Source organism: Streptomyces sp. NPDC006463 (assembly GCF_042870715.1).
In the GTDB taxonomy this organism is placed as follows: domain Bacteria; phylum Actinomycetota; class Actinomycetes; order Streptomycetales; family Streptomycetaceae; genus Streptomyces.
In genome coordinates, this window is sequence record NZ_JBIAHP010000047.1 from 1 (window position 1) to 25,021 (window position 25,021).

Consider the following 25,021-nt stretch of genomic DNA (forward strand, 5'->3'; position numbering starts at 1 on the left):
GGCGCATCCTCCGCAAAGCCCGCTGCAGCCCCACCGGACTCACGTCAATCGCCAGAGCCATCCTCACCCTGGAGACTCATCGCTGAAAACGCTCAGTGGCGGGGCGGTGGAGGGTGCACCCACAGGGACGCTCTCGTTCCTTGTCCCACCACCGCCGAACCGTTCACCCCGTTCCGATCGCGCCCTCGGCGGACGGGACGGGAAGCGTGGCAAGTTCGCCCAGAATGCGGGCGGCCGGCGCGGGGTCGACCAGCCACTTCAGGTGGCTGCCCTCCAGCGTGCGGACGTCGTACGCGTTGTCCGGCGTCAACTCGTTGCCCTCGCGGATCAGGCGGTCCTGCATGGCGAGGGGCAGGCTCGCGTCGTCGGCCAGGCGGATGTAGGTCTTGGGGATGCGGCCCCAGGTCGCGGCCTGCGCCCGGTCGGCGGAGCCGCCGGCGTCCAGGTTCTCGTCGGGCTGGAAGGTGTTGAGGAAGGTGAGGAACTGCTCGTCGGTGCCGTCGGCGAAGAAGGCCGCCTTGAACGCCGCGAGCGAGTCCGGGTTCGCGGTGCGGAAGTTGACGCGGAGCAGGCCGAGGTCGGCGGGGTTCCCGGCCAGCGCCGCGGCGAAGGCAGCGGGGTCGACCCCGGCCATCTCCGGCTCGGCGTAGTAGTCGTGGACGTCGAGGTCGACCGGGGCCCAGGCCGAGACGTAGACGAGGCGGTCGATCAGGTCCCGGCGCGCGTTGGCCGCGGCCGTGACCGTGGCACCGCCGCGGCTGTGGGCGACGAGGATCACGGGGCCGTTCCGCTTGGCCCGTTCGAGGATGCCGATCAGGTGCGCGACGTTGTCGGCGAGCGTGACGCCCTTGATCGAGCCGGGCGCGCTCGCGAGACCGGCGGGGTCCTGCGGTGCCTGATAGGCGTGGGTGAAGGTCGCCTGGAACCCGTGGCCGGGCAGGTCGACGGCGACAGAGCGGTGCCCTAGAAGGCCGAGTTCGGCCTGAAGGGGCGCGAAGGAGAAGGAGTTCGCGAATGCTCCGTGCACGAGTACGAACGTCGGTTGCATCTGTTTCTTCACTTTCCGGCCGCCACGGGGGCGGCGGCCATGGAGGGGCCCCGGGTGCGGGGGACGTCTTGGGTGCGTGGGCTTGCCGGCGGCCTACGCGATCACTCCGAGGTCCGACGCAGCACCATGCAGACGAAGCCGAAGCTGTCCCGGTACCCGTGCAGCCACTGCGAACGCTGGGCGTTGGCCGTTTCCAGCACCTGCGCGGCGGCCGGATCCGCGGGGTGGTCCAGAGCCCATGCGGCCAGCGAGCCCCAGCAGGCCCACTCGTAGGCGTCCAGCTCAGCCCGGGTGCTGACGTGGCCGTGGACCGGGGTCCAGCCGTCGGCGACGAGGCGGTCCACCGTCGTCGCCAGGTCGTCGAGGTCACCGAACATCTCGACGGCCGCCGGTGACGGGTCGCGGTCCCAGAACGACTCGCCGATCAGGACGCGGCCGCCGGGAGCCAGGTGCTCGCGGGCTGCCGCGAGCGTGGGCAGGAGACCGCCGAAGGCATGAGTGGCGCCGACGCTGATCACCAGGTCGAACGGCTGTCGAGAGACGAAGTCCGCGGCCTCCTGCTGGTGGAGGACCAGGCGCTCGTCGACTCCGAGTCTGCTCGCTCCCTGGCGGGCCTGCGTCAGGGCGACTTCGGAGACGTCGACGCCTTCGGCGTGCAGGTGCGGGCGCGTGGCCAGGGCGCGCAGCAGCCATTCCGCCGTGCCGCATCCGAGGTCGAGGACTCGCTCGTCGCCACGCGGCAGGCCGCGTTCGAGCAGCCGGCTGACCGAGTCGTCGTCGAGCGGGGACTTGATCAGGTGGTCGGCATGGGCGATCTTGGAAATCTGTTCGCGGCTCATCGGCGCGGCGTGCTCCGTGTCGAGGAGCAGCTTCGCGGCCACCGTCGTCCCGTCGGTGCGGATCGTACCGGCGAGGGCCTTCGCCCGTGCTGCCGTTTCGGGGGTCAGCGCCGTCCTGAGGGCGGCCGACAGGGACTCGAAGGTCGGGGTCGGGCCGTCGTGGGCCGCTCCGATGCCGAGTTCCGCCACGCGGGCGGCCCAGTGCGGCTGGTCCACGAACTGGGGGACCACCACCTGGGGTGCACCGGCCAGGGCCGCGGTGGTCGTGGTGCCTGCGCCGCCGTGGTGTACGACGGCGGCGACCCGCCGGAACAGCGCCTGGTGGTTGACGTCGCCGACGGCGAAGCAGTCGCCCGCATCGTCGACCAGACCCAGGTCTGCCCAGCCGCGGGAGACGAGCACGCGGCGGCCCTGTGCGCGGGCCGCCTCGACGGTTGCCCGGGCGATGTCGGTGGCTGCGGCCATGGGCATGCTGCCGAAGCCGACGTACACCGGCGGGGTGCCGGCGTCCAGGAACGCCTCCAGGCCGGCGGGCAGGGGTCGTTCGTCGGGCAGAATCCACGCACCGGTCTGCACGACGTCGAGGTCCGGCAGTTCCTGCCACGGGCCCAGGAACGGGTCCACCGCCAGCCACGGCCGTTCGGTGAAGACGTGCGCGCGGACGTCGTCCACGGGGGCGAGGCCGATCGCCGCACGGTGGGCGTTGAGGGGCTGGAGGTAGAGGGCGTTGACCTTCTGGGTGTCCAGGTCCCACAGGGCCCGGCGGTCGGTCATGTCGGCCGGAGCCGGCGGTCCGGGCCGCGGCGGCGGCGGGTAGTGCGGGGAAGGCATCTCGAACGGGTGGAAACCCGCGTACACGTAGCGGATGCCCAGCTTCTCGGCCACCGAGCGGGCGCCGGCCGGCATCAGACCGCTCGCCACCAGCACGTCACAGTCCTCGGCCGCCTTGCCGACCGTGTCGAAGTGCGCGGCGACCAGCTCGGCCGCGAACGCGGCCGCGTCCGACGGCGGCGCTCCCGTCCGCAGCGCGCGCACGTCCCGCCCGAAGGGCACCAGCTCCGCACCGACACCGGCCAGAAGTTCGGCGAACTCCTCGTCCGGCGGTGCGCACACGCGTACCTCCGCGCCGAGCTTCCGCAACTGCGCCGCCAGTCCCGCCAGCGGCGCTATGTCGCCGCGCGATCCGTAAGCCATCAACAGCACACGCATGTCGTGATTCTCATTTCTATAGGTGCCGGCATCGGCCGGCGTCGGTGCGGCAGCATCCGGGTCTTCCGGCTTGCCTGCCTCGCGCCCGTTGGGGCGGGTTCGTGTCGGGAGGTGCTGATCAGCGGGATCAGCGGGCCCAGGGGAGTTCGCGGGTGCCTTCGGATCCGGGTACGGAGACGAGGGCGTAGCAGTCCATCGCGACGTGGGCCCCGGCCCGCTCCGGGCGCGGCATGGGTGCAGTCCGACCACTGCCCCATCCGCATGTGCTGAGGGAACGGACGTGCCGGCGATCAGTCCTCGATCGCCTGGTACAGAGTGGTCCAGAAGTCGTGCATCAGGTGGACCGAGTCGGGGACCGATGTGCCGACCTGGGTGAGGAGGATGCCGACGACGTTGTTCACGGGGTCGGCGTAGGTGGAGGTGCCGGCGCCGCCGTCCCAGCCGAACTGGCCGACGGGAGCGTAGTCGCCGCGGTAGGTCCGCACCGCCATCCCGAAGCCCCAACCGCCGTGCTGGCCCTGGCCGAAGGAGATGTGGACGTTGTTGGTGGCCAGCTCGGTGCGGGCGGCGTTCTGCGCGGGGGTGAGGCGGTTGGTGGTCATCAGCTGCACCGCCTGCCTGGACAGAACGCGCTCGCCGCCGTGCTTGCCGCCGTTCAGCAGCATCTTGAAGTAGGCGTGGTAGTCGTCCGCGGTGGAGACCAGACCACCGCCACCGCCATGGAACGCCGGAGGGATGTTCCACCGGCCGCCCTTGGACTCGTCCCATACGTGGAACTCGCCGGACTCAGGGTCGGGCGCGTAGAGGACCGGCAGCCGGTCGATCTTGTCGTCCGGGACGTGGAAGCCGGTGTCCTCCATCCCCAGCGGGCCGAAGACGTGTTCGCGCAGCGCCTCCTCGAAGGTCTTGCCGGTCACCCGGGAGACCAGTACGCCGGCCAGGTCGCTGGCGAGCTGGTACTGCCAGTGGTCGCCGGGCTGGTGCATCAGCGGCAGCGCGCCCAGGCGGCGCAGCCACTCGTCCTGCTCGGGCATCGGCGTGGGCAGGTTGGGCGTCAGCCCCTGTGCGAAGACCTCGTTCATGATCGGCGTACCGATCGAGGTCATGTCCATACCGAGGCCGAAGGTGGACGTCAGCACGTCCCGGACGGTGACTGGACGGCGCGCCGGGACCGTCTCGTCGATCGGGCCGTCGAACGCCTTCAGCACCCGACGGTCGGCCAGCTCCGGCAGCCATCGGTCCACCGGGTCGTCCAGCCGCAGCCGGCACTCGTCGAGCAGCACCATCGCCGCCGCAATCGAGACCGGCTTGGAGGTGGACGCCATCCGGAAGATGGTGTCCCGGCGCATCGGCGCGCCGCCGTCGTGCTCCATCGCGCCGAGCGTCTCGACGTGCGTCTCGTCGTCCTTGCTGTACAGGGCGACGACGCCGGGGATCTTGCCGGAGTCGACGTGGCGGGCCAGCACGTCGCGGATCTTGCGCTGTCCGGAAGCGGTGAACTGGGACATGGTGGGGTGCTCCCTGGTCGGATGGAAGTGTCGGGAAGGAGGAGGTGACGGATGAGGGGGGTCAGAGGCTGCGGGCGGAGATGTCGCCGTTGCCGCTGGTGGCGCTGATCTCCAGCACGGGGGAGCCGTTGTTCTTCAGGGCGTTGCTGACGCGGCCGTGGCGGGGGTCGGCGTCCAGCGTGGCGGAGACGCCGGGGGCGGCGGCGATCGAGATGTCGCCGTGCTGGGTGCGGAGCACCACCGTGCCGCGCATCGCCTCGCCGATGGTGATGCCGCCCCGCGCGGTGGAGATCTCCGCGGGGCCGCCCAGCCGGCCGACGTGGACATCGCCGTCGACAGAGGTGAGGCGCAGGCCTTCCACGTCGGCGATCTCGATGCGGCGGTGGGCGCCATGGACGGCGACGACGCCGAGCCGGCCTTCGGTGCGCACCTCTGCGGCGGCGGAGGCGGCCTCGACGCGGGAGCCGGTGGGGAGCTGAACCGTCACCTCGACGGATCCGGGGTTGCTCAGCACCTGGTTCCTCGCCTCCGGCGCGATGACGCGCAGCACGCCGTCGCCGAATTCGACCGTGGTCTGCTCCGCGGCCTTCACATCACGGCCCTTGCTGGCGTCCGCGGGACGCACCTCGACGGTGGTCTCGGCGCGGTCGGCGGCAAGGAGGCTGATGCGTCCGGCGGGTATCTCCACAATGGCGGCGATCGCGTCGGGGGTCTCGAACTTCTGCATGGGGTGTTCTCCTTGGTGGAGTGGTCAGGCCGTGGAGTGGTCAGGTGGTGGAGTGGTCAGGTGGTGGGCAGGTCGAGTTGGTGTTCGTGGGTGCTGCGGTGGAAGCGGAAGCCCAGCTGCCGGTTCACGGCGAGCATGTGTGTGTTGTCCTGTGCGTTGTCGGTCTCGATCTCCACGATTCCGGGCTGCTCGGCGCGGAGCCTGCGCACCATCTCTGCCTTGACCCACAGCCCGAGCCCGTGGCCGCGGTGTGCGGGCACCACGACGGTGTCGTACTGCAGTGCCCGGCGGGTCTCCCCGGCACGGATGACGATCTCGGTGTATCCGGCCATCTCCCCCTTGCAGAGCGCAGCGGTCGTCAGCAGTACGTCACCGCGATCGGCCAGCACTTCGGCCATGGCCCGGACCCGGTCGGCGGTCCAGGTCTGGCTGCCGTAGTCCATGTCGCCCATGGGCATGTCGTTCATCGCGTTCTTGGCAGCGGCGAACGCCTCGGCCAGGTCGTCGGGAACCGTGCCGGTCCAGCAGGCCAGTTCGTAGCCGGGATGCTCGGCGTCGGCCGCAGCATCGTCGGCCCGCGCGACATCGAGCAGCAGGTGGTCCAATGCCAGCACCCGGCGGAAGCCGTGGCGCTCGCTGAACGCCTCGCCCGGGCTGTCGGCCGCGGCTGTCGCGACGAGGCTGCGCCGGCCCTCGGCGCGGCAGGCCGCCACGACCGCCGACAGGAGGAGGGTGCCGGTTCCCAGGCGCCGGTGTCCGGGATCGACGTGGAGTTCCAGTTCGGCCAGGTGCCGCTGGCCCGTTGAGGTGAACAGCCGCAGGCCGGCAACACCGACGGGGGCGCCGTCCGCCGCGGTGGCGAGCCAGGCCAGCCGACGGCTGCCGAGGGCAGGCTGGGTGAGCTGGGCGTGGATATGTCCGGGGTGGGGGGCCGGTACACCCGGCAGGTCGTGGGCCGTCGAGGCGGCGACGACCTGGTGCCACGCGGCGGCTTCGGTATCCGAGACGCGTTGGAGCGGAGTGACGTGTGCAGAGGGGGACACTGTGATGGCCTTCGGGGTAGAGGTCGAGGGGCGAATTCGGCCGGGCGATGGACCGAGAGGGCGGCGGGTGGTGAAGGCGTGTCAGGCCGCGGTGCCTGGACTCCAGCGGTCGAGAGCGGTGTAGGCCGGGATCCATCGGGCGGTGCAGGCGGCGTACTCGTGCGCGGGCAGCTGGGCGAGGAGCCTCGTCATGGTCGGCTTGTCGGCGCCGTCCAGGAGCCACGGCAGCAGAAGTGGTGCGTCCTTGCCGATGTGCTGGGCGTGGACCTGGCTGAAATGGGCCCACTGCTCGGCGGTCAGCGTCCGCCGCATCAGCGGGAAGGCCGTGTCCTCCTCGTGCTTGAGGTGTCCGGCCAGGCCGCGGGTCAGCGCGTCGGTGAGCTGGCCCAGCCGCAGCGGGTCGGCTCCGGGCTCGGTCAGCAGCTCGTCGATGGCCTGGATCACCGGAGCAATGGCGGCGTGCTCGGCCTCCATCACCTCCAGCAGCGCCAGGTCCTTCGGGCTGCCGGCCAGATTCTGCCGCAGTGACGGCCACAGCGCGCCGTCCTCGGCAGCGTGGTGCGCGCGGAGGGCCTGCTTGAACAGTGTCCATCCGGCAGCGGTGGCCAGTACGCGCACGGGGTCACGGTCCGCGGCGGTGGTGACCCGGTCGAGCTGGGCCAGTTCCCGGCGCAGGGCACCATGCATCGCGTACATCACGGTCAGGTCGATGGCGTCGCTCATCGGGCCGGACGAACGCGGCGTTCTTCACGGTTCTTCATGCGTGCATGCATGACTCAAACGATCTTGCGATCCGCGCATATGATCAAGCCACAATTCCACGCGGTTCGATAACCGCTGGGTTATCGACAGGGGGGCGGGGGCCGGTGGAGCTGCGGGACATCGAGATCTTCCTCGTACTGGCGGAGGAGCTGCACTTCGGCCGGGCCGCACAGCGGCTGCACGTCTCCCAGGCACGCGTCAGCCAGGCCATCAAGAAGCAGGAGCGGCGCATCGGGGCCGAGCTGTTCGCCCGTACCAGCCGCACGGTTCGCCTGACGGAGGTCGGCCGGCAGTTCCGCGACGACCTGCAACCGGTCTACGCGGGCCTGCACGAATCCCTGGAGCGAGCCCAGCTGGCGGCCCGCGGCATCACCGCACAGCTCCGCGTCAGCCTGATGCCCTTCAACGTCGTCGATCTGCACCCCTACTGGAAGGCGTTCCGCGCGCGCCACCCGCAATGCGGCCTCCAGATCCGCCAGGCAACCTTCACCGATCCGTTCGGCCAGCTCCGCAGCGGCGCCATGGATGTCATGATCGTCTGGCTGCCGGTGGAGGAACCGGACTTCACCGTCGGGCCGACCTTGTGCACCGACCCGCGAGTCCTTGCCGTGGCCGCCGACCACCGGTTCGCGGCACGGGACTCCGTCCCGGTGGAGCTGCTCGCCGAGTTCCCACACGCCACTGCCCTCGGCCTGCCGGACTACTGGGAGGACAGTTACCTGCCCTTCTCCACCCCACGCGGCCGTGCGATCGAGCGCCTCACGGACGCGGCCTCGGACAACGCCGATCAGCTGATCAGCCACATCGGCATGGGCGACATCATCCACACCTTCCCCGGCCATGTCACCAGATACTGGGGCATGTCGAACATCCGATTCCTCCCCATCCCCGAGATGGCCACCCTGACCTTCGCTCTGGTCTGGCGGACCGAAGCCGAAAACGACCTCATCCGCGCCCTGGCCGACACCGTGCGCGACCTGGGTGTATTCCGCTTCTGACGCAGCCTGCCGACCCCACCACGTCGTAGGCGCCGCAGCCTCGCGGCTCGGTCACCAGGCTCGTGATCTCTTTACCGAGGGCGAGCCGGACTGCGGTGCCCAGATCCGGGAAGTGCAGCTCATCGACGCCGTCGCGCGGCCGTGTCAGGGCGATGTGGACTACATGGTCCTGCCCTCCCCTGCACGCGTTGACGCACCTTCATCGGGGTGAGGTCAAGCGTAGCCAGCAGATCAGCGCGCATCCCAGGGTGAGGAACGTTTCGTGGATGTCGTCGCGGACTTCCCAGCGGATCCGCAGGCGGCGGAACCAGTGCAGGTGAGCGAACGCGCGCCCGACAAGCCGGCGTTGAGTGCCCAATCCGGAGCCGTGCTCGGTGCCCCAGGGCTTGCTGCCCGTCCTGCCCCGGTCAACCCGGGCCAACAGGACTTCGCCCCGTCTTGGAGCTGAGGAAGCTACCCTGACCGGCTGTATCCCATCCAGCACGCAGCGATCGTCACCGCGGTGAATGCCTGGAACGGCGCATCGACTCCGAGAAACGCGAAAGCGCCCGGAACGTGCCTTCGTTGACCCCGACCCAGACTGGTACTGATGACCACAAGCGCCCCCGCCGTCCCCCCTGCCTGGCGCCGACGCGCGCTGCTCGCACCGCTGTTGTCGATCGCCTCGGCATGCCTGCTGGTCGCGAGATCTGCCTTCGACTCCGACACGTTCCAGAACTGCCACTACCTGGGCCCCTCCATGCGGATGTACGTCACCTCGGGGGCCGGCCTTGCGTGCGCCCTTGGCTCCCTGCTGGCGTACGCCGCCCTGCGCCGCGCCGCGCGCCGGTACGGACCGCCGGCGTGGTCGACGTGGCAGGGACGCTTCGCGACCATGTCCGTGCTCATCACACCGGTGCCGTTGGTGGCGCTGCTCATGACGGTCTACGCGCTGTACGCCCCGGACCCGAGCGGTGGGTACGACTGCTCAGGCCTGTACCCCCTTACGACGTAGGCCGGCCGCCGACGCACCGCGGGGCCTTCGAGCAACGGCAAGTGCCCCCGCTTCGCCGCCTCCGCGATCAGGTCCTCCAGCAGGGCTTCGAACACTCCGGCGTCACGCCACTGGCGGAAGCGGTTGGAGACGGTTGACCAGGCACCGAACTCGCTCGGCATCTCCCGCCACTGCCCGCCGGTCCGGAACCGTCAGATCACGCCCTCGAACTGCTGCCGCAGGGTCTTGGGGTACGGGCCGTACTCGCCGATCGGCAGGTGCGGCTCGATGAACTCGCACTCCGCGTCAGTCAGTTGCGCGCGCGTCACGCACGACGGTCGACCGGGCCATGGCCTGGAACGGGGTGAATCCCGCGGATTGAGCACGGCCCGATCCGAGCTAGGCGGGCTGCGGGGCGGGCGTTTCCGGAGCGGCTGCGACGTTGCGGGTCTCGCACATGATCAGCAGGCCGTTGACCACCATCAGTGTCGCGGTCAGGCAGTGTACGCCGAGCGCGGTGGCCACGGCGCCGTGGTGGGCCAGCACGTTGGTCATGTCGCCGTACGCGGCGAGTGCTTCCATCAACAGCACCCAGCCCAGCGCCCGGCGGTGACCCGTCACCAGCAGGATGCCCAGAACCAGGGCCAAGACGACGTCGCGGATTCCCTTGATGATCAGGAAGCCGTCGCCGTCGCCGGACGGCCAGCTCGGCAGGCCGTAGCCCGGCGCCGTCGTCTCCGGGCTCAGGATGTACTCCGTCCCGAACCAGAGGATGAAGAGGATGAAGGCGGCGGCCAGGACGGTGTTGATCTTCTTCAGCGACATTGTTCTTCTCCATGCGAGTCTTCGTCAGCTGGTGAGCTTCGTGGAGCTTGCCGAGTCGTGCGGAGCCTGATCAGGCCGCGTGGACGCGGCCGATCGAGGGGCGCAGCTTGCCGGGATCGCAGTTGTGGGATCTGAGCGGCAGCTGCATTCCCGAATGTCGGGATTACTGAGGATTTCGCGTTGTCGTCGGGTAGTGACGGTTCATGACCCTGCGGTATGCCGGTGAGGTGAGGTATCCAGAGGGCGGGCGGGGGCCTGACCGCTGAGCGTCGGGCGTTTCGTGAGGAGCTCCGGCTTCAGGCCGGCGAACAGTTCGCGGCGGGTCAGAAGACCGCGGTCATCGCGAAAGAGCTGCGGGTGAGTGTACGGTCGGTGGAACGCTGGCGTCGTGCCTGGCGCGAGGGCGGCATGGATGGCTTGCGCTCGGCGGGTCCGGCGAACTCTCCGACCGTCACCGATGAACAGTTCGCCGTGCTCGAGGAGGAACTCGGCAAGGGCCCGTCGGCGCACGGCTTCGAAGACGAACGCTGGACCCTGGCCCGGGTCCAGACCCTGATCCGCCGGCATCTTCGGGTGAGCCTGTCAGTGGCGACGGTCTGGCGGCTGATGAAACGGCACGGCTGGTCCTGGCAAGCTCCTGCCCGCAGAGCCCTCGAGCGTGGCGAGCGCGCGGTGGAGCTGTGGAAGAAGGAGGTGTGGCCGCGGGTAAAAGCCTCGCGGCGGCGTCCGGTGCCTGGATCGTCTTCGAGGACGAAGCCGGCTTCTCGATGACTCCGCCCCGTGCCCGCACCTGGGGCCGACGCGGACAGACACCCGTCATCCGCGTCCGTGGCAGGTTCCCGCCGCCGGACCTCGGTCGCCGCAATTGTGCTGCTACAACCCGGTGAACACAGCCGTCTCATCCACCGGCCCCGCACCCATCTCCTGCTCAAGGGGGCACGCAAGAGCTTCTCCTGGAAGGACTACCGCGACCTACTGGTGAGCGCACACATCCAGCTCAACAGCCCGATCGTGGTGGTCTGGGACTGTGAGGATGGGGTCATCCCGTTCGGGGCCGCGGTCTGACTCGTGTCTGGGACTGACCATCGTGTCCGGAGTATTGATCTGTCGACCGCGGTCCCGAACGGGTTTTGCCGGCACCGGGCCGGCGGGTGTGTCCCGATAGGGGCTTCGCGGCCAGCACCGTCACAGTCTTGACCACTCGTTCGACCCGGTGCAGGCCTTTCGTCGTCGGCCTGTACCAGGAGAGACATGACAGCCCCGAGCATGTTGCCAAAAGAACACGCCGAGATGGTCTCCGCCGAGGAGCACGAGGTGGTCCTGGGTGTCGATACACACAAGGACATGCACGTCGCAGTGGTGGTCAACCCGCTGGGCGCATTGTTGGGATCGTGCCCCTTCCAGGCCACCGCAGCCGGCCACCGCGAGCTGCTGAAATGGGCTCGTTCCTTCGGCGTTCTTCGTCGGGCAGGCGTAGAAGGCACCGGTCCCTACGGTGCGGTGCTGTGCCGCTACCTGACCGCCGAGAATCTACTGGTGATCGAGGTCAACCGCCCAGACCGCGCCGCGCGCCGCCGGTCAGGGAAAACCGACGCGGTTGACGCAGAAGCTGCCGCTCGCGCCGTGCTGGGAGGGCGGGCCACCGCCAGTCCGAAGCACACCGGTGGGACGATGGAGGACCTTCGGGTATCGAAGACAGTCAAAGACTCTGCCGTCCGGGCCCGCACTCAGGCGATCAATCAGCTCAAGGCGATTTTGGTGAGCGCCGACCCGGAACTGCGGGAAACCCTGGCGCAATTGAGCAATGCCGCGCTCTTCGCTGCATGTGCTCGCCTCGACCCGGAGGCCACGGCTGTCCATCAGGCTCTGCACCTGCTCGCAGTCCGGATCCAACACCTGTCCGACCAGGTCAACGCGCTCACCCGACGTATCACTGCCGCCATCCAAGACCATAATCCCGCCCTTTTGGAGATCCAGGGCGTGGGGCCCGACAGTGCCGCAGCACTCCTGGTCGCGGCTGGCGAGAACCACGACCGCCTCGGCAGCGAAGCCTCCTTCGCAGCCTTGTGTGGCGTCAGCCCAGTCGAGCACTCGTCGGGAAAGAGCCATCACCGACGTCTGAACCGCGGCGGCAACCGGCAAGCCAATGCGGCCCTCTACCGCATCGTGCTCACACGCCTGCGCTGGGACGAACGAACCCGAATCTACCTGCAGCGACGCACAGCCGAGGGCAAGACCAAACGCGAGGTCATCCGCTGTCTCAAACGCTACGCAGCCCGCGAGCTCTTCCGCTGCATCTGCGCATCGCCTCTGCCTGGACCAGCGATACCGGCAGGTTGACAAACCATAGGGGCATCAATCTCAACACCCACCTGGCCGCCGGGCTGAAACGGTACGAGGCCGAGCACGACTGGCTCACCACTGTCCGCCTCCCGCCATACGCACCAGACCTGAACCCGGTCGAGGCCGTCTGGTCCCTCGTGCGCAGAGCCATGGCCAACACCGCCTTCGAGAGCCCCGACGACCTCGACCGCACCCTCCGCCGCGAGTTACGCAGAATCCACCTCCGGCCTCACCCTGTCGACGGCTGCCTCACCGCCACAAGCCTGGCTATCAACCCACCGACCCCACCCTGAAAACCTCAGTAGCACGTCGAAGGCCCGGCGAAGTCGCCGGGCTCACCCGAGGACCCAGGGCCCGCCTCACTGTGCGGTGAGGCGGGCCCGCAGCGAAGCACCGCTGTGAGCGGCAGGCGGGAACCGGGAGGTCAGCCCGTCATGACGAAACGCCAGTCCTGGCCCGCGAACGTGCCGCACGTGGCCTGCTCGAGCGGCTGACCGCTCCAGGTCATGCCCCAGCCGGGGCCCATACAGAAGCCCGTGGCGCGGTTGCGGAGGCGGTAGTTGTCGTTGCCCATGTACTCGGTGACCCACACCTGGAGGTCGCTGTTCGCGCAGTATTGCTGGCGGATCACGGCGTGCTCGGCGGTGCTCTCCGGGGTCATGCACAGGTTCGTGGAGCGGACGCGCAGGAAGTACGCGTTCGTGCCGGCCCACTGGGAGTGGAATTGCTTGTTGTACTTGCCGTCGCAGGGGAACTGGATGAGGCCGGCGCCGACCGAGGTCGAGTTGCCGCCGACGGCGGCGCACATGCCCGTGTTCAGGGTCACGAGTCTGTTGTAGTAGCTGGCGTCCGGAGCGGCGGCGTGGGCGATGCCGGGCGAACCCAGAGTGAGGAGCACGGAACCGGTCAGCGCGGCGATGACTCCGGTCAGCTTCTTCTTCATGATCTTCATCAGGCACTCCAATACGGGCATGTGGACGGGACATGACTGTGCCACCCGGCCGTGCCGCCACGCTGCGGTCGGCCGAGCCGTCGATCACCGTGGCAGAGCCCGAAGTTTCGTGTCAGCACCTTCACGCCAAACCATTCACAATGGCCGGATCGAATCCGATGCATTCCGAAGCACCATGGAATTAGTGTGCCCGATTCCCTGAGTTCATCGGGGAAATGGAGAAACGCTTGTGCGCCGCTCAGGACATGCAATAGTCCCGCTCGATAAACGGCGGGACTGTCGCGTCTCAGCCCTCCAGGCCGGCGATGGTAGGTGCCTTTGGTGCCCCGCGCGTGCATGCCGAGCTGCGGGCGAGAGGGCGCAGGATCAACATGGGCGTGCCGCCTCCATGGACAGGTGCACGCGAATCACTGCACCGTCGTCACTTCGACCGACGAGACCGAAGGCCAGGACCGGCTCGACGAATCAATTGAGTGGGTGCGCTCCAAGGCGCTTGAGGTCACCGTAACGGGCCGCTACCCATTGTCCGAGGCCGCCCAGGCCCACAGCGATCTGGAGGCTCGGCGTACCACCGGCAAGCTGCTCGTCGTACCCGATGCGGCCGCTCTTGGACGCTGCGAGGAAACGCAGAGCTGATCGCAGGTGACGAGGTCGGGGATCTTGGAGGCTGGGATGTCGAGGGCATGGCCGACCGTCATCGCCAAGATCCCCGACAGCGTCAGGCACTCAGCAGGCCAAGATCAAGTTCTGGCGGGTTTCTGGCGTATCTGGGTCACACCTTTCAAGATCCCTCAGCCGAGACCTGGCTCACCCGTCCACAACCTCCCGGGACAGAACACCTAGTTCACCACAAGACGGAGCCAACGATCGCCACGCAGGTGAAGTACCTGACCACGTTCGCCAAGAAGGTCGGCAAGGAGCGGTTCGACGTCGAGTTCGCCAGGGTGGTCAAGGGCAGTGACATCGCCCCGCGCGCTCCCCGGCAGCGGTGCGCGACGGCCGCGAAGCGGCTGACCAAGGCGAGGGCCCGCAAGCTCATCACCGCGCTGGTCGGCCACGACTAGTCCGGCTGGCCCCCTCGTCGTCCTCGTCCAGCTCCGGCGCGTCCGGGTCGCGCAGTGGGCGCAGGGCGCCAGCGGCCGGGACGCTGGCGGTGAAGCTGTAGCGGCCGAGCAGGTTCAGGTTGCGGTGCTTGAGCGGGGAGAGGCGGGCGATGTCCTCGTCGCGGATGTCGTGGCCCTCGGTGCGGAGCTGGGCGACGGCGGCGTCGATGTACTTCGTGGTCCAGAGCACGATGGCGTTGAGGACCAGGCCGAGCGCGCCGAGCTGGTCCTCCATGCCGTCGCGGTACGCCTGGTGGATGGTGCCGCGCTTGCCGCGGCACACGTCCCTCGCCAGCTTGTGGCGGGATTCCTGCACGGTGAGCTGCCGGTTCATCTGACGGCGGTAGGTGTCGTCGACCGGGTCGACCACTCGCAGCAGGTGCTCGGTCTTGGCGATCCGCCCGTACTCGGCGAACGCCGCCCCGAGCGGGGTCGGGCGGCCGTCGCGTCCGAACATGCGCAGCAGATCGTAGGCGCGGACCTGGTTGGTGACCAGGGAACCGGCGACCTTCAGCATGTCCGGCCAGTGCGTGATCACCTTGTTCAGATTCACGCGGTTGCGGGCCAGGTCCTCCACCGCGCCGTACGTTCCGGTCTGGACGCCGGGCATCGTGGCCCGCCAGAACCGCTGGTCGTCCAGGTCGCGGAACCGCGGGCTGAAGTTGTAGCCGAGGATCTTGAACAGGCCGAACACCATGTCGGAGTAAGAGGCGTTGTCGGTCGCCACCATCTCCGGCTTCACGCCGCCGTCGAGGTTCAGCAGGGCGTCCAGGATGTGCAGGGAGTCGCGCGGGGTGCCGGGGACGACCATCTGCCCGATGCCCGCGACCTGCTCGTTGACGGCGTTGAGCCAGGTGATGCCCGCTTGAACCCGAAGTACTTCGGCGATGGGCGGCGTTGATGGTGCGCACCGGCACCTGGAAGCGCAGCCCGTCTACGGAGGCGAGCAGCCCGTCGCCCCAGTATCGCACGTTCGGGATGTCTGCCTGGGCGGCGATCAGCGCGGCGTTCGCCGCGGCGATGGTGTCGGCGCGCAGGTAGTACTGGTCGACGTGCACGAGCCGCGCCCGGGTCAGCGCCTCGTAGCCGGGGTTGACCACCGGGGCCAGGCCGATGTTGCACGCCTCGGACACCAGCAGCGCGACCACCGAGGTGGACAGGTCCTTCATCCGGGTCGTGCCGTCGCCCAGGTGCACGAAGGCGCCGAGGAACCCGGTCCAGGCGTTCACCTCGAACAAAAGGTCCGGCAGGTCGATCTTCGGGAGCATCTTCTCGACCCGCTGGCGCAGCCAGGTCAGGGACCTCGGTTCGCCGAGGGCGCCGAGCTTGTCGATGTTCAGCTTCACCCGCCCGTCATCCTGCACCTCGATGGAGACCTTCGCCGCCGGCCCCGCTTCCTCCAGGCGTTCGGCGAGCTGCTTCCACCCGGCGTCCAGGCCCCGCACCAGCTCCTCCAGGTGCTCGGTGACGGGCATGTCCAGGCTCAGGGCCGCCAGTACGTCCTCCTCGACCGCGTCCCAGTCGGGCCCGTCCAGCAGGCGGGCCCGCGGGTTGGACCAGCGGTGCGAGGGCGAGGCGAAGACGTCGCGGTTGTTCAAGGCCCGGTGCAGCTGCTCCAGAACCCACACCACGTACGCGTCCCGGTCCACCGCGCCCTGCGGCAGACCGGGGTTGGCGTACACCGCCTTGCGCCACGCGGGCGGCACCATCTTGTCGTCCACCTCGCGCGGCAGCAGCGGCTTAACCCCCACCTTCCGCCGCGCCAACGCCGGCAGGCCGCGCACCCCGGCCAGGACCCGCTTGCCCGCGCTCGCCGCGTCCAGCGCCTTCGACTCACCCAGCAACGCGAGGAACGGGCGCACTGTGGCGTACCGGTTCGCGAGAGCGGCCCGCATGGCGACCTCGGCCGAGTTCTCGTCCTCGGGCACCAGCGAGACCACCGTGGCCGCCGCGGTCATCACGGCGCCCTGGGGCGACTTCCTCCACGGCTGCCCACAGCGCGGCCACGTCCAGGTCCGCCTCCTGCTCCTCGACCAGCTCCAGCTCCTCGAACAGCACCTTCGCCGCCCGCGCGAGCACCCGTGACGCCTTCTCCAGCTGCGGCAGCGTCGACAGCCGCTCCTTCTCCGTCTTCCGCTTCGCCGTGTTCAGCAGCCGGGTGGCCATCAGGACCTGGAACAGGTCCAGTGCCTCATCGATTGCCTTCGCCTCCAGGTGCCGCATCACCGCGGTGAGCATCGCCGTGCGCTTCGGTTCCGCCGCCCGCTCCAGCAGCGGCGCCTTCGACCCCAGCGCGTACCGGGCCAGCGCCGCCATCCGGTTCGGCGGGATCTGCGACAGTCTCAGCCGCCCGAGCCGGTACGCGCCGATCTCGTCCACCCGCTCCAGCGCGCGGGCGAACGCCGTGCCCGTCGTCCGCGTCGGCGGCCGGCGCAGCCGCTCCAGCTCCGAGAACCGCGAGCCCTCCGGCGTCTTCAGCGTCGCCACCAGATCCCCGGGCAGCGCCGGGTCTGCGCGGCGGGCAGCGCCCGCGACCGTGGCGTGCAGGCGCTTCTCCGCGACCGTCCGCGCCTCCGCCACCTGCCGAGCCAGCACGGATACCCCGGGCAGCAGGACCCGGTGACGGCGCAGCCAGCCCACCGCGTGGTCGAACAGCGCCTTCGGGCCCTCAGCGTGCGTCCACGCCCGCCGTGCAGGAACGTACGGAACCGCCGGCCCACTCAGCGTCCTCGTAGGGGTGGTAGCCGTAGGCGTCCCGGATCTCCCACGCGTGGTCGTACAGCGTCTGACGCCGCTCCGTGTACCGCTTGACCACCGAGGGGTCCTCGATGCCGAGCTGCACGGCCAGGTGCTCGACCACCGGCCACGGCACCGCGAGCGGGTCCTCCAGGAACAGACCGACGTACCGCACCGTGCACATCTGGAGCGCGAAGCCGAGCCGGTGATGCTCCGTCCGCCGCAGGGCGATCAGGTCCCGGTCCACGTCGTCCAGGAAGAAGAACCGCTCCAGCTCGGGCCTCGTGATCCTCGGCGAACGTCCCGTACGCCTCAGCCTGCTCATCGCTCAGAAATTCCACGGGCACGAGCCGGACCGTAGCCAGCCCCGGACCAGGGTCGGAGGCGTTTCACCGAACCTCAGCGGCGAAGTGGATCACTGTGCTAGACGGCCATGATCGTTCTCACCGATAACCGCTGTACCGATGTTCCAAGCGCCGCCAATTGCATTGGATGCGAACTTGCGACGGTATACGCATCGCGGCCGGGTGGCGTGAGGCTGAGGCCGCTGATCAGCGACATCAGGCGTCAGAGTGCCTTGTGACCGTAGCGTTTGGCGAGGGGTGGTGGGGAGTCCTTGTCACTCGTGGGGGTGGATGGTCTGCGGTTTCGGCCCCGGCTCGCACTGGATGCGGTTTTCTCGCATCAGATGCGAGTGACGGAGAGTGGTGGCCGGTGAGGTTCAGAGGGATGGTGCCAGGGGCGGCGACGCTGCACCTGCGGACAGGGTCGCACTGCTGCGGCCGGAAGAGCAGGTGTTCACCGCGATGCTGGGCTGGTTCGCCAATCAGCAGCTCGCACGGAACCTCGCCCGCTCAACGGTCGAGGGCCGGGAGAACACGGTAAAGGCGTTCGCCGCCTACGTGAACGCCTTCCCCTGGCAGTGGACGCCAGCCATGGTCGACGAGTGGCTTGGTGACCTGCGGTCACTGCGTGATCTGAAGCGCTCGACAATCCGCTCGTACTCCGAGGCCGTCCGCTCCTTCTGCCACTTCGCCACCGATCCGCTCTACGAGTGGGCCAGCACCTGCGAAGAGCGGTTCGGTTCCCACCCGGTCCAGGTCGTGCACGAGTGGAACACCGCCGTTCACGTCCAGGACAACGAAGCCGACGCGAAGAAGAGGGCCTTCACCAAGGCCGAGTTGCACGCCTTCTTCGCCCACTGTGATGACGAGGTCGCCCGCATCCGGGCTTTCGGCCGCAAGGGCTGGCTGCCGGCCTTCCGGGACGCGACCCTCTTCAAGACCGCGTACGCCTTCGGCACAAGGCGAAACGAGACGCGGATGCTGGACGCCGCCGACTTCGGCCGCAACCCGCACGGAGCCGAGTACGGCGAGTTCGGCCTATGTCGGGTCCGCTTCGGCAAGGCCAAGAAGGGCTCCCCTCCCAAGCGCCGTTCCGTGCTGACCGTGTGGGACTGGACTCCCGACATCCTGGACGAGTGGTTCACCGACGTCCGGCCGCTGTTCGGCGCCGAGGGCAACCCCGCGGAGCGTGGACTGCGCATCGGCTGCCAGCGGCTCAATTCCCGCTTCATCGCCTACCGCCAGGCGCTGGGCATGGACGAAGGACTGGACTTCCACTCCTTCCGCAGGTCCTACGTCACGCACCTGATCGAAGACGGCTGGGACCCGCGGTTCGTCCAGGAACAGGTCGGCCACGACCACGCGAGCACTACACCTGCGTCAGCTCGGACTTCCGCACTCGCACGCTGCCGGCGACACCTGGACGGCACCGTCGCCGCCGCGCTGGAGAGCCAGAACCGGAGGCAGTCGTGAAGCGCAAAGTCGGCTACACATGGAAGCTGCGTGAGGTGATGGCCGTGCACGGCATCTTCACCACCACCGAGCTGGTGCCAATGCTGCGCGACCGGGGCATCGAACTGTCCGCCTCGCAGATTCACCGCCTGGCTCCGGCACCCCCGAACGGCTCTCTCTCCAGGTGCTGGCCGCGTTCTGCGACATCCTCGCCTGCTCACCGGCCGACTTGGTCGCAACAACTGCCGAGAACGCTGGGGTCCGCAAGACCGCGACTGGTGACGTTCCGGCGCCGCCGTCGACCGTCGCGAAACTGCGACCCCGGCCGGCCCGGATCCTGCCCGACGCATGAGCTCCACCTATACCCCGGAAGAGTGCGAGCGCTGGCACAAGAGGACCTGCGCCCGCTGTCGGCGGCACGGCTGGTTCGCCGCCCGATGGCCCGACGGCCACGTCTGCCGCACCTGCCACGACAAGGCCCTCCTTGTCCGCGGCACCTGCCCCGGCTGCGGCGACGGCGCGCTTCCCGGCCTGCGGTCCGGGGACAGCACACGAATCTGCTCCGACTGCGCGGGCTTCATGATGTCCTACCGATGCTCTCGCTGCGGGATGGAGGACAAGCTCCACCGCGCACGGCTCTGCACTCGATGCACCATCGCCGACCAGCTCGACGAGCTGCTGGATGACGGAACCGGCCGCTTCCGCCCGGAGCTCCTCCCGCTGGTCGACTCGCTCCTGGCCATGGACTGCCCCCTGTCCGGTCTCGCCTGGCTGGACAAGAACAAGGGGAAGCCCGGCTCCACCGCTGACCTCCTCCGTCGGCTCGGTCAAGGCGACATCGAGCTGACCCACGAGGCCTTCCATCATCTCCAGCCCTGGCGGGCCGCCGCCCACCTGCGGGAACTTCTAATGAACTGCGGCATCCTGCCCGCCATCGACAAACGGATCTGCTCGTTCGAACGGTGGCTTATCGAGCACCTCGCCAGCATCCCCGACCCCGACCACGCTCAGATCATCCGCCGGTACGCCACCTGGGAAGTGCTGCCACGACTACGCACTCGCGCCGAGAAGAAGCCGGTCACACCAGCCGCCCGCAGACGCGTCGCGGACCAGGTCAAGCAGGCCACCGCCTTTCTCGACTGGCTCGTCGACCGGGGCCACACCCTCGCCACATGCGGCCAAAACGGCATTGACGCCTGGCACGCCGAACAGACCAGCACGCCCGCAACACCATCCGGAACTTCCTGCTGTGGTGTTCGGCCAGCAAGCTCACCCGGCCCTTCCGGCTGCCTCCAGTACAGATCAGCCGGGCCACACCGATGCCGCAGGCCAAGCGCCTGGAGCTGATCGGCCGCCTTCTCACCGACCCGAGCTTGCCTCTGCGAGTCCGGGTTGCTGGGAGCATTGTCCTGCTTTACGCCCAGCCGCTCAGCCGCGTCGTCCGCCTTACTCTGGACGACGTCACCCGCACCGACCAACAGCCCCTCCTCCGGCTCGGCGAGCCGCCGTCCCCGTTCCCGAACCGCTCGCGGAACTCCTGTTCCGCTGGATCGACAGCCGGGACAACATGAACACCGCAACCAACCACGCCTGCCGGTGACTGTTCCCGGGCCGCCGAGCCGGGCAGCCGATCCACCCCGACGTGCTGGCAGCGCTCCTCAACGACATCGGCATTCCCACCACCGCCGGTCGCACCGCCGCGATCCGGCAGCACGTGCTTGAGATGCCCGCCCCGGTCGTAGCGGAGGCTCTGAGCTATCACCGGGTCACCACGGCCAAGCTCGCCGCACAGGCCGGTAGTAACTGGACCCGCTATGCCGCCGGTGATCACCTAAGGTCACCATCCGGCTGGGCTCCCCGGCAGGCCGATCACAGTTGAACAGGCGATCCCACCGAGACGCGCAGCAGTCAGAACGACTCTCGGTCCGGCCGCGGATAGCCGATTTCGGAGATGTCCTGGGCCAGGTCCGCCAGGGTGACCTCTGCATTCAGCGACGAAACGAGTTCCTGGTCCAGCGGTCGCAGGGCATACACATTGCTCACCACTGCCAGGTCCACGGGGACCTCGTAGTAGTCCTCGGCGAAGCACTGGAACGCTTCCGGAGAACGGTCGACCAGGAGATTGAACAGTCCAGTCGTCCCATCAGGATCGGCACGGCCCGCGGGAAAGTCGATCGTCCCGTGGCGCCACTGATCGTCGGTCTTCCCCCGCCACAAGCAGGCTGTTACGACGGGCACGCCGTCCTCGTCGGTGAACGCCGGCTCCTCCACGAAGGGCCGAAAGACCTCAGGGACTTCGTCAATCACTCCCGGCCAAGGCTCGCCATCGCCGCGGACATAGACCCCGGCCGCCGAGAACACTATGGAGTACTCGTCTCCTGACCCGTTGCGCATCGATGCCATCTCCTCGCCTTCAGCCCAAGCGGCGTGGAAGGAGTAGTACCGGCTTTCCCAGTCCGGGCTCAGGATCGCGTCGAGCATCGCAAGCGAGCGGCACAGGTCCCGCAGGTCAGAGATGGTGGGAAGCTGGCGGGCTACGTCATAGACAGTCACGGGCTCATCCAACCGGATCCTTCTGACATCAGCCCCGTCCCTGCCAGACGTCATGGTCAGTAGCAGTTCCAGAGCCGGACGGGCCAACACGCGACAGTTGAATATGCGAGCCCACCAGTACCGAGGCTGGAGTAAACGCCTCGGTTGGATGAGGCCGGGCGGTCGAAGCCGACGGCGTCGGCGCGGACGCCGCGCCGCATTCGCTGCAGCTCCACCCGACAGGCAGCATCGTCCGCCCCGTCGGACTCGCTGCTGCCGGGAAGAGTCTGCTCGAACTCCCCCGGCCGGGAGTGCCCTTGGGGCTGGAACGGCCTGCGCCCGCGGTGCGGCATGGCGATCGCGAGGTACTCGACCCCAGCGCCCGCGAGGCCGCCGGTGATGACGTAGAGGCTGCGGCTCGGCACCTGGGTGAGCCTGAAGAGGACGAGCCCTGTGCACGCGCCGACGGCCGTGCACGTGGCCGCGAGGAGCCGGAGCGGGGCACTGTCGAGGATCCGTAGCCCACGCACGGACCGCGTACCGGGCTGTAATAACTGTTCGCTCATCATCGTGTCCGTTCCCCCGCCGAATTCCGATGCAGGAAGAACATAACGCCAAAGGCGTCAACTCACCCGAGTTCCGACGGCATCCGCGTGATCCTGGGCCCGGGGGAGCGGGCCGTGTGGCCGCTGAGCTGCTCGACGCCGTCGACGGGAGGTGCGGCTTCGATCGGACCGGACAGGGCCTCAAGGGCCGGATGATGACGGCATCTCGTCCATGCCGGGATCAACGGCCGGGGACCGCTCCCGTCACCCCACAGCGCACCTGGGGTCGCGAGGTCTGCCCACCGCTCTGCTGCCGCACGGCTGCGCGGCCCGCTACTCGGCGTCGGGGTCTTGGTGCCAGGTGGCGGGGCCGCCGCCGCGCCATTTGATGGGCGTCGTGTGATTTTCAGTGGGTGGCGTCAGTCGTTTGCACTGGGTGTGTGAGGCGTCTTGCTGGTAGTTGGGGTGGGTGGGCTCGTGGGGATGTCGTTTTCTTGGTGAAGGTAGCTGTCGTTCTCCAGTGAAGGTTGCCTGTCGTTCGTGTAGCGCGTGAGGTCAGGTCTGCTGCAGGGCCTTGGCCTTGTCGCTGATGTGTTGTACCTGGGCGGCGGTCAGGTGCCGGATGTCCCAGATCAGCTCGGCCAGGTCGGCTGCCGCTGGGTTCTGTGGCGGGGTCTGGTCGGGCGGTCCGATGCCGGTCAAGGCGGCCAACCTCTGCGGCAAGGTCACGCCCGACCTCGTCTTCTACGCCGGCCGCGCGAACCACCTGGCCGACTTCCTCGAAGACCTGCGCCAGCGGCCGTGCCACACGAGCCCGATCACCGTGGTCACCGGCTCTGACGCGGCCACCCAACCGCAAGCTGCCGGCCCTGAACGACCCCGAAGCCCCCATTTCCGTCCTCTACGTTCCTCTCGCGGACAGCGATCAGCTCCGCGACGGCGGCAACCCCGACCGTGGCCTCTTCCAGGAATTCGTCGACGAGTTCGGCCGCGTCCATCACGATCAACAGTTCGGCAAGGGGCACCTGGCCAGCGGATGGGCCGTCATGGCACACGATGCGGTCCTCACCGTGAGCCTGGCGATCCGCAACGCGATCGACAAGCCCCAGACCCCGCCCAGCGTGCACGCGGTAGCAGCCCAGCTCTACCTCTTCGACACCACCAACGTCATCAGGGGAGCCGGCGACGTCTTCCGCATCGACCCGCAGACCGGCAACCGCAAGAGCACCCACGATCCCCAGGTCGTCCGCCTGGGTGCCCCGCCGCGTAACTAAGCAACAGCTGACCGACTCAGTCGGTTGCCTGTGCTCCTGAGGCCCGTCAACGGGGTCGCCAGGGGCGCGAGGCGGTGCTGGCCCGGCCACGTTCTGCGGTGGCCGGGCCTCCCTACGTTTCGGGCTGAGTTGCGGTCCGCTGGTGAGCGCTCCGCGGGCTCGCGGCCGGTAGCAACATCGAGACGTTTCGGGCGGGTCCGGTCTGCGGAGACCGGTGCCCGCCGCAGCGGGCGCTGCGGATCGTTGGTTCGTGTGGCGGAAGGGTGGGCGCGGCGGGTGTCCTGTCGATCACCCGGTTGTGCCCCTGGGTCGACGTCGAGCTGACGGACAGCGGGGCCGCGGAGTCGGTGGGTCTGGCCGATCCCCGCACAGTCCGGCTGCTGACGAAGTGGGAGCGGGGGGTGGCGGCGACGTATCCGGCCGGCTCGACTTGGCCGGCCTATCTGGCAACGTCACTGCGGGCGCTGCTGGTCCGGCGGGACGACCATCCTGAGAGGCCCCTGGACCCGGCCCTTGCCCGCGCGGCCCGCGGTCCGCTGCTGGTCGCCTGGGGCGAGAAGGCCGAGCACGACGAGTTCTCCCGCAAGGACAAGCAGACCCTCGTCCGCGCGAGCTGGACGGCAGTCAACGAGTTGGAGAGGCGGCTGGCCGAGGGATGGCGGCTGGCAGAGATGGGCCGGCATCCCGGCACTGGCAGCTGGCTGCACGTGCCCGATCTCCTGCGGGGTCCACGGAGAGATCACCCCGACGGACATGGGGCTGAACCTGCCGTCGGCGTCCGACTTGCCCGACGACCTGCGGAAGCGGGTGATGGGGCCCCATGGCCACATCACCCTTCACACCGCGAAACGGAAACTCGTACGTCATCTGCTCGCTCACCTCTATCCGACCACCCTTGACCTGCACGCCTTCCGCGTTCTGCTGATGGACGCGACAGGTCACACCTCCGAGGAGGTGACCGGTTTCGGTGCCAAGGACGTCGAGTTCTTCCCGAAGGGAGTCCGGCTGACCCTGGTGAAGAGGCGGGCCGGACGCGTTCGGCACCGGGCCTTCCGCGACGGCGCCATGACTCAGCAACCCGTTGAGGAAGGGCCTGCCGCCCACGAGATCACCGACCGGCCCCGCCGCGAGGCCAGCGTGATCGTCCGCCGCCTGCTGGACGTAGCAAGACAGAGCTGTCAACCGAGGCCGTCACGCCGGAAATCTGGTTCCCCCTCGTCCGTGCGGCCTGGTCCTACGTCCACACCTTCGCACCGGACATCCTGCGGGCCACCCGCCGCTACGAGGAACTGCAGAAGAAGGCCCAGCCCTCGATCGGCGGGCGCAAGACCGAGGTCGACGCATGGCTCGACGACCCGGCGAACAAGATCCCGGTCTACTCCAACCGGACCCACAGCGACGGAAGCCCTCGCGTTCACTGGCACCTGCTGGACCTCCTCGTCGGCCTGCCCGGACGGAACAACGGCTACACCCTCGCCGGTGCGGCTCCCCTCCGCGTCGCCAGAAGGTCATGCAGGCCAATCGCCGAGGGCCGGATCACCCGCGAAGGACTGATCCCTGACCTGGCCACGGTCCACCGTCCCGACGGAACCACCGACACCTGGCACCCCGGCATTACCCCCAACAACCTGTTCCGTCTCCACCTTGCACTCCGCAATGCCGCATTCATCCTGGTCGCGGCGCTCTCGATGATGCGGGACTCGGAAATCCAGGTGTGAACGTTCGCGTTATTCCCCAGGGGTAAGTTCACGTAATTCCCCACCTGGTCGGCTGGCGTGGGGCCTGGGCATGAGGGGGTCGTCGGGTGG

At 68.7% G+C, this 25,021-nt stretch carries 24 protein-coding genes and 4 pseudogenes; 13 read left to right on the forward strand and 15 right to left on the reverse strand.

Annotation, left to right across the window (positions count from 1 at the left end; translation table 11 throughout):
* Window positions 1-163: 163 nt before the first annotated feature.
* From ACFYOB_RS40045 to ACFYOB_RS40075, 7 genes and pseudogenes are all read right to left on the reverse strand, one after another.
* Window positions 164-1,048 (reverse strand): alpha/beta hydrolase, encoded by an 885-nt coding sequence (locus ACFYOB_RS40045; protein WP_388569606.1) that lies wholly within the window; start codon window positions 1,046-1,048, stop codon window positions 164-166.
* 101 nt (window positions 1,049-1,149) lie between these two features.
* Window positions 1,150-1,887, reverse strand: coding sequence for an SAM-dependent methyltransferase (locus ACFYOB_RS40050; protein WP_388569655.1), 738 nt, complete (start codon window positions 1,885-1,887; stop codon window positions 1,150-1,152).
* An 18-nt stretch (window positions 1,888-1,905) separates the two neighbouring features.
* Window positions 1,906-3,096: pseudogene (locus ACFYOB_RS40055) on the reverse strand (glycosyltransferase); the annotation flags it as partial.
* 290 nt (window positions 3,097-3,386) lie between these two features.
* Window positions 3,387-4,604 carry a serine hydrolase domain-containing protein gene (locus ACFYOB_RS40060; protein WP_388569608.1) on the reverse strand — a complete coding sequence of 406 codons (1,218 nt, stop codon included), beginning with the start codon at window positions 4,602-4,604 and terminating at the stop codon, window positions 3,387-3,389.
* A 61-nt stretch (window positions 4,605-4,665) separates the two neighbouring features.
* A complete protein-coding gene (locus ACFYOB_RS40065; protein ID WP_388569610.1) occupies window positions 4,666-5,331 on the reverse strand; it encodes a hypothetical protein in 666 nt (221 codons plus the stop codon).
* A 56-nt stretch (window positions 5,332-5,387) separates the two neighbouring features.
* On the reverse strand, window positions 5,388-6,374 hold the full coding sequence (locus ACFYOB_RS40070; protein WP_388569612.1) for a GNAT family N-acetyltransferase: 987 nt from the start codon (window positions 6,372-6,374) through the stop codon (window positions 5,388-5,390).
* 81 nt (window positions 6,375-6,455) lie between these two features.
* Window positions 6,456-7,097, reverse strand: coding sequence for a hemerythrin domain-containing protein (locus tag ACFYOB_RS40075; RefSeq protein WP_388569614.1), 642 nt, complete (start codon window positions 7,095-7,097; stop codon window positions 6,456-6,458).
* Window positions 7,098-7,240: 143 nt separating this feature from the next.
* Between ACFYOB_RS40075 and ACFYOB_RS40080 the strand changes: the two genes are divergently transcribed.
* Both ACFYOB_RS40080 and ACFYOB_RS40085 read left to right on the forward strand, forming a co-directional pair.
* Window positions 7,241-8,134, forward strand: coding sequence for a LysR substrate-binding domain-containing protein (locus ACFYOB_RS40080; protein ID WP_388569617.1), 894 nt, complete (start codon window positions 7,241-7,243; stop codon window positions 8,132-8,134).
* A 589-nt stretch (window positions 8,135-8,723) separates the two neighbouring features.
* Window positions 8,724-9,128, forward strand: a complete 405-nt coding sequence (locus ACFYOB_RS40085) for a hypothetical protein (protein WP_388569619.1) — start codon at window positions 8,724-8,726, stop codon at window positions 9,126-9,128.
* Here ACFYOB_RS40085 and ACFYOB_RS40090 read toward each other — a convergent pair.
* Window positions 9,059-9,304 (reverse strand): annotated as a pseudogene (locus tag ACFYOB_RS40090) (transposase); the annotation flags it as partial. The gene ACFYOB_RS40085 and the pseudogene ACFYOB_RS40090 overlap by 70 nt on opposite strands.
* A gap of 202 nt (window positions 9,305-9,506) precedes the next feature.
* Entirely contained in the window at window positions 9,507-9,932 is a 426-nt protein-coding gene (locus tag ACFYOB_RS40095; protein WP_388569621.1) for a DUF4267 domain-containing protein, read from the reverse strand.
* 234 nt (window positions 9,933-10,166) lie between these two features.
* Here ACFYOB_RS40095 and ACFYOB_RS40100 point away from each other — a divergent pair, with 234 nt between their 5' ends.
* The 4 genes and pseudogenes from ACFYOB_RS40100 (at window position 10,167) to ACFYOB_RS40115 (ending at window position 12,568) form a co-directional block, all read left to right on the forward strand.
* Window positions 10,167-10,703, forward strand: coding sequence for a winged helix-turn-helix domain-containing protein (locus ACFYOB_RS40100; RefSeq protein WP_388569657.1), 537 nt, complete (start codon window positions 10,167-10,169; stop codon window positions 10,701-10,703).
* Window positions 10,700-10,958 (forward strand): annotated as a pseudogene (locus ACFYOB_RS40105) (DDE endonuclease); the annotation flags it as partial. The gene ACFYOB_RS40100 and the pseudogene ACFYOB_RS40105, both read left to right, overlap by 4 nt.
* A 225-nt stretch (window positions 10,959-11,183) precedes the next feature.
* Window positions 11,184-12,272: an IS110 family transposase gene (locus ACFYOB_RS40110; protein ID WP_388569624.1), complete on the forward strand. Its 1,089-nt coding sequence runs from the start codon at window positions 11,184-11,186 to the stop codon at window positions 12,270-12,272.
* Window positions 12,269-12,568, forward strand: coding sequence for a transposase (locus ACFYOB_RS40115; RefSeq protein WP_388569627.1), 300 nt, complete (start codon window positions 12,269-12,271; stop codon window positions 12,566-12,568). Before ACFYOB_RS40110 ends, ACFYOB_RS40115 begins: the two co-directional genes overlap by 4 nt.
* Before the next feature lie 131 nt (window positions 12,569-12,699).
* On the opposite strand, the gene ACFYOB_RS40120 is transcribed toward ACFYOB_RS40115, so the two are convergent.
* A complete protein-coding gene (locus ACFYOB_RS40120; protein WP_388569630.1) occupies window positions 12,700-13,227 on the reverse strand; it encodes an RICIN domain-containing protein in 528 nt (175 codons plus the stop codon).
* 396 nt (window positions 13,228-13,623) lie between these two features.
* Here ACFYOB_RS40120 and ACFYOB_RS40125 point away from each other — a divergent pair, with 396 nt between their 5' ends.
* Both ACFYOB_RS40125 and ACFYOB_RS40130 read left to right on the forward strand, forming a co-directional pair.
* Window positions 13,624-13,863, forward strand: a complete 240-nt coding sequence (locus ACFYOB_RS40125; protein WP_388569632.1) for a zinc-binding dehydrogenase — start codon at window positions 13,624-13,626, stop codon at window positions 13,861-13,863.
* A 242-nt stretch (window positions 13,864-14,105) separates the two neighbouring features.
* The gene (locus tag ACFYOB_RS40130; protein WP_388569634.1) at window positions 14,106-14,291 is read left to right on the forward strand and encodes a hypothetical protein; all 186 of its coding nucleotides are present in this window, start codon (window positions 14,106-14,108) and stop codon (window positions 14,289-14,291) included.
* Here the strand turns inward: ACFYOB_RS40130 and ACFYOB_RS40135 are convergent.
* A pseudogene (locus ACFYOB_RS40135) lies at window positions 14,266-17,413 on the reverse strand (Tn3 family transposase). The gene ACFYOB_RS40130 and the pseudogene ACFYOB_RS40135 overlap by 26 nt on opposite strands.
* Before the next feature lie 447 nt (window positions 17,414-17,860).
* Between ACFYOB_RS40135 and ACFYOB_RS40140 the strand changes: the two are divergent.
* From ACFYOB_RS40140 to ACFYOB_RS40155, 4 genes are all read left to right on the forward strand, one after another.
* On the forward strand, window positions 17,861-18,883 hold the full coding sequence (locus ACFYOB_RS40140) for a tyrosine-type recombinase/integrase (protein ID WP_388569636.1): 1,023 nt from the start codon (window positions 17,861-17,863) through the stop codon (window positions 18,881-18,883).
* 163 nt (window positions 18,884-19,046) lie between these two features.
* Window positions 19,047-19,214 carry a hypothetical protein gene (locus tag ACFYOB_RS40145; RefSeq protein WP_388569638.1) on the forward strand — a complete coding sequence of 56 codons (168 nt, stop codon included), beginning with the start codon at window positions 19,047-19,049 and terminating at the stop codon, window positions 19,212-19,214.
* Window positions 19,211-20,209, forward strand: a complete 999-nt coding sequence (locus ACFYOB_RS40150) for a hypothetical protein (RefSeq protein ID WP_388569641.1) — start codon at window positions 19,211-19,213, stop codon at window positions 20,207-20,209. Before ACFYOB_RS40145 ends, ACFYOB_RS40150 begins: the two co-directional genes overlap by 4 nt.
* A gap of 295 nt (window positions 20,210-20,504) precedes the next feature.
* A complete protein-coding gene (locus ACFYOB_RS40155) occupies window positions 20,505-20,741 on the forward strand; it encodes a hypothetical protein (RefSeq protein ID WP_388569643.1) in 237 nt (78 codons plus the stop codon).
* A gap of 29 nt (window positions 20,742-20,770) precedes the next feature.
* Here the strand turns inward: ACFYOB_RS40155 and ACFYOB_RS40160 are convergent, their stop codons facing one another.
* The 4 genes from ACFYOB_RS40160 to ACFYOB_RS40175 form a co-directional block, all read right to left on the reverse strand.
* Entirely contained in the window at window positions 20,771-21,415 is a 645-nt protein-coding gene (locus tag ACFYOB_RS40160; protein ID WP_388569645.1) for a hypothetical protein, read from the reverse strand.
* 56 nt (window positions 21,416-21,471) lie between these two features.
* Window positions 21,472-21,819 (reverse strand): hypothetical protein, encoded by a 348-nt coding sequence (locus ACFYOB_RS40165; RefSeq protein ID WP_388569647.1) that lies wholly within the window; start codon window positions 21,817-21,819, stop codon window positions 21,472-21,474.
* 675 nt (window positions 21,820-22,494) lie between these two features.
* On the reverse strand, window positions 22,495-22,641 hold the full coding sequence (locus ACFYOB_RS40170; RefSeq protein ID WP_388569649.1) for a hypothetical protein: 147 nt from the start codon (window positions 22,639-22,641) through the stop codon (window positions 22,495-22,497).
* Between the two features lie 125 nt (window positions 22,642-22,766).
* The gene (locus ACFYOB_RS40175; RefSeq protein ID WP_388569652.1) at window positions 22,767-22,964 is read right to left on the reverse strand and encodes a hypothetical protein; all 198 of its coding nucleotides are present in this window, start codon (window positions 22,962-22,964) and stop codon (window positions 22,767-22,769) included.
* 21 nt (window positions 22,965-22,985) lie between these two features.
* Between ACFYOB_RS40175 and ACFYOB_RS40180 the strand changes: the two genes are divergently transcribed.
* Complete coding sequence (locus ACFYOB_RS40180; RefSeq protein ID WP_388569653.1) at window positions 22,986-23,213, forward strand: hypothetical protein; 228 nt, start codon at window positions 22,986-22,988, stop codon at window positions 23,211-23,213.
* Window positions 23,214-25,021: the final 1,808 nt, after the last annotated feature.

Excerpts from the sequence above, each read along its gene's own strand:
- ACFYOB_RS40120 (WP_388569630.1), bottom strand. The coding sequence starts at position 13,227 with ATGAAGATCATGAAGAAGAAGCTGACCGGAGTCATCGCCGCGCTGACC.
- ACFYOB_RS40065 (WP_388569610.1), bottom strand. The coding sequence starts at position 5,331 with ATGCAGAAGTTCGAGACCCCCGACGCGATCGCCGCCATTGTGGAGATA.
- ACFYOB_RS40050 (WP_388569655.1), bottom strand. The coding sequence starts at position 1,887 with ATGAGCCGCGAACAGATTTCCAAGATCGCCCATGCCGACCACCTGATC.
- ACFYOB_RS40180 (WP_388569653.1), top strand. The coding sequence starts at position 22,986 with ATGGCACACGATGCGGTCCTCACCGTGAGCCTGGCGATCCGCAACGCG.
- ACFYOB_RS40060 (WP_388569608.1), bottom strand. The coding sequence starts at position 4,604 with ATGTCCCAGTTCACCGCTTCCGGACAGCGCAAGATCCGCGACGTGCTG.
- ACFYOB_RS40095 (WP_388569621.1), bottom strand. The coding sequence starts at position 9,932 with ATGTCGCTGAAGAAGATCAACACCGTCCTGGCCGCCGCCTTCATCCTC.
- ACFYOB_RS40150 (WP_388569641.1), top strand. The coding sequence starts at position 19,211 with ATGAGCTCCACCTATACCCCGGAAGAGTGCGAGCGCTGGCACAAGAGG.
- ACFYOB_RS40075 (WP_388569614.1), bottom strand. The coding sequence starts at position 7,097 with ATGAGCGACGCCATCGACCTGACCGTGATGTACGCGATGCATGGTGCC.
- ACFYOB_RS40045 (WP_388569606.1), bottom strand. The coding sequence starts at position 1,048 with ATGCAACCGACGTTCGTACTCGTGCACGGAGCATTCGCGAACTCCTTC.
- ACFYOB_RS40085 (WP_388569619.1), top strand. The coding sequence starts at position 8,724 with ATGACCACAAGCGCCCCCGCCGTCCCCCCTGCCTGGCGCCGACGCGCG.
- ACFYOB_RS40110 (WP_388569624.1), top strand. The coding sequence starts at position 11,184 with ATGACAGCCCCGAGCATGTTGCCAAAAGAACACGCCGAGATGGTCTCC.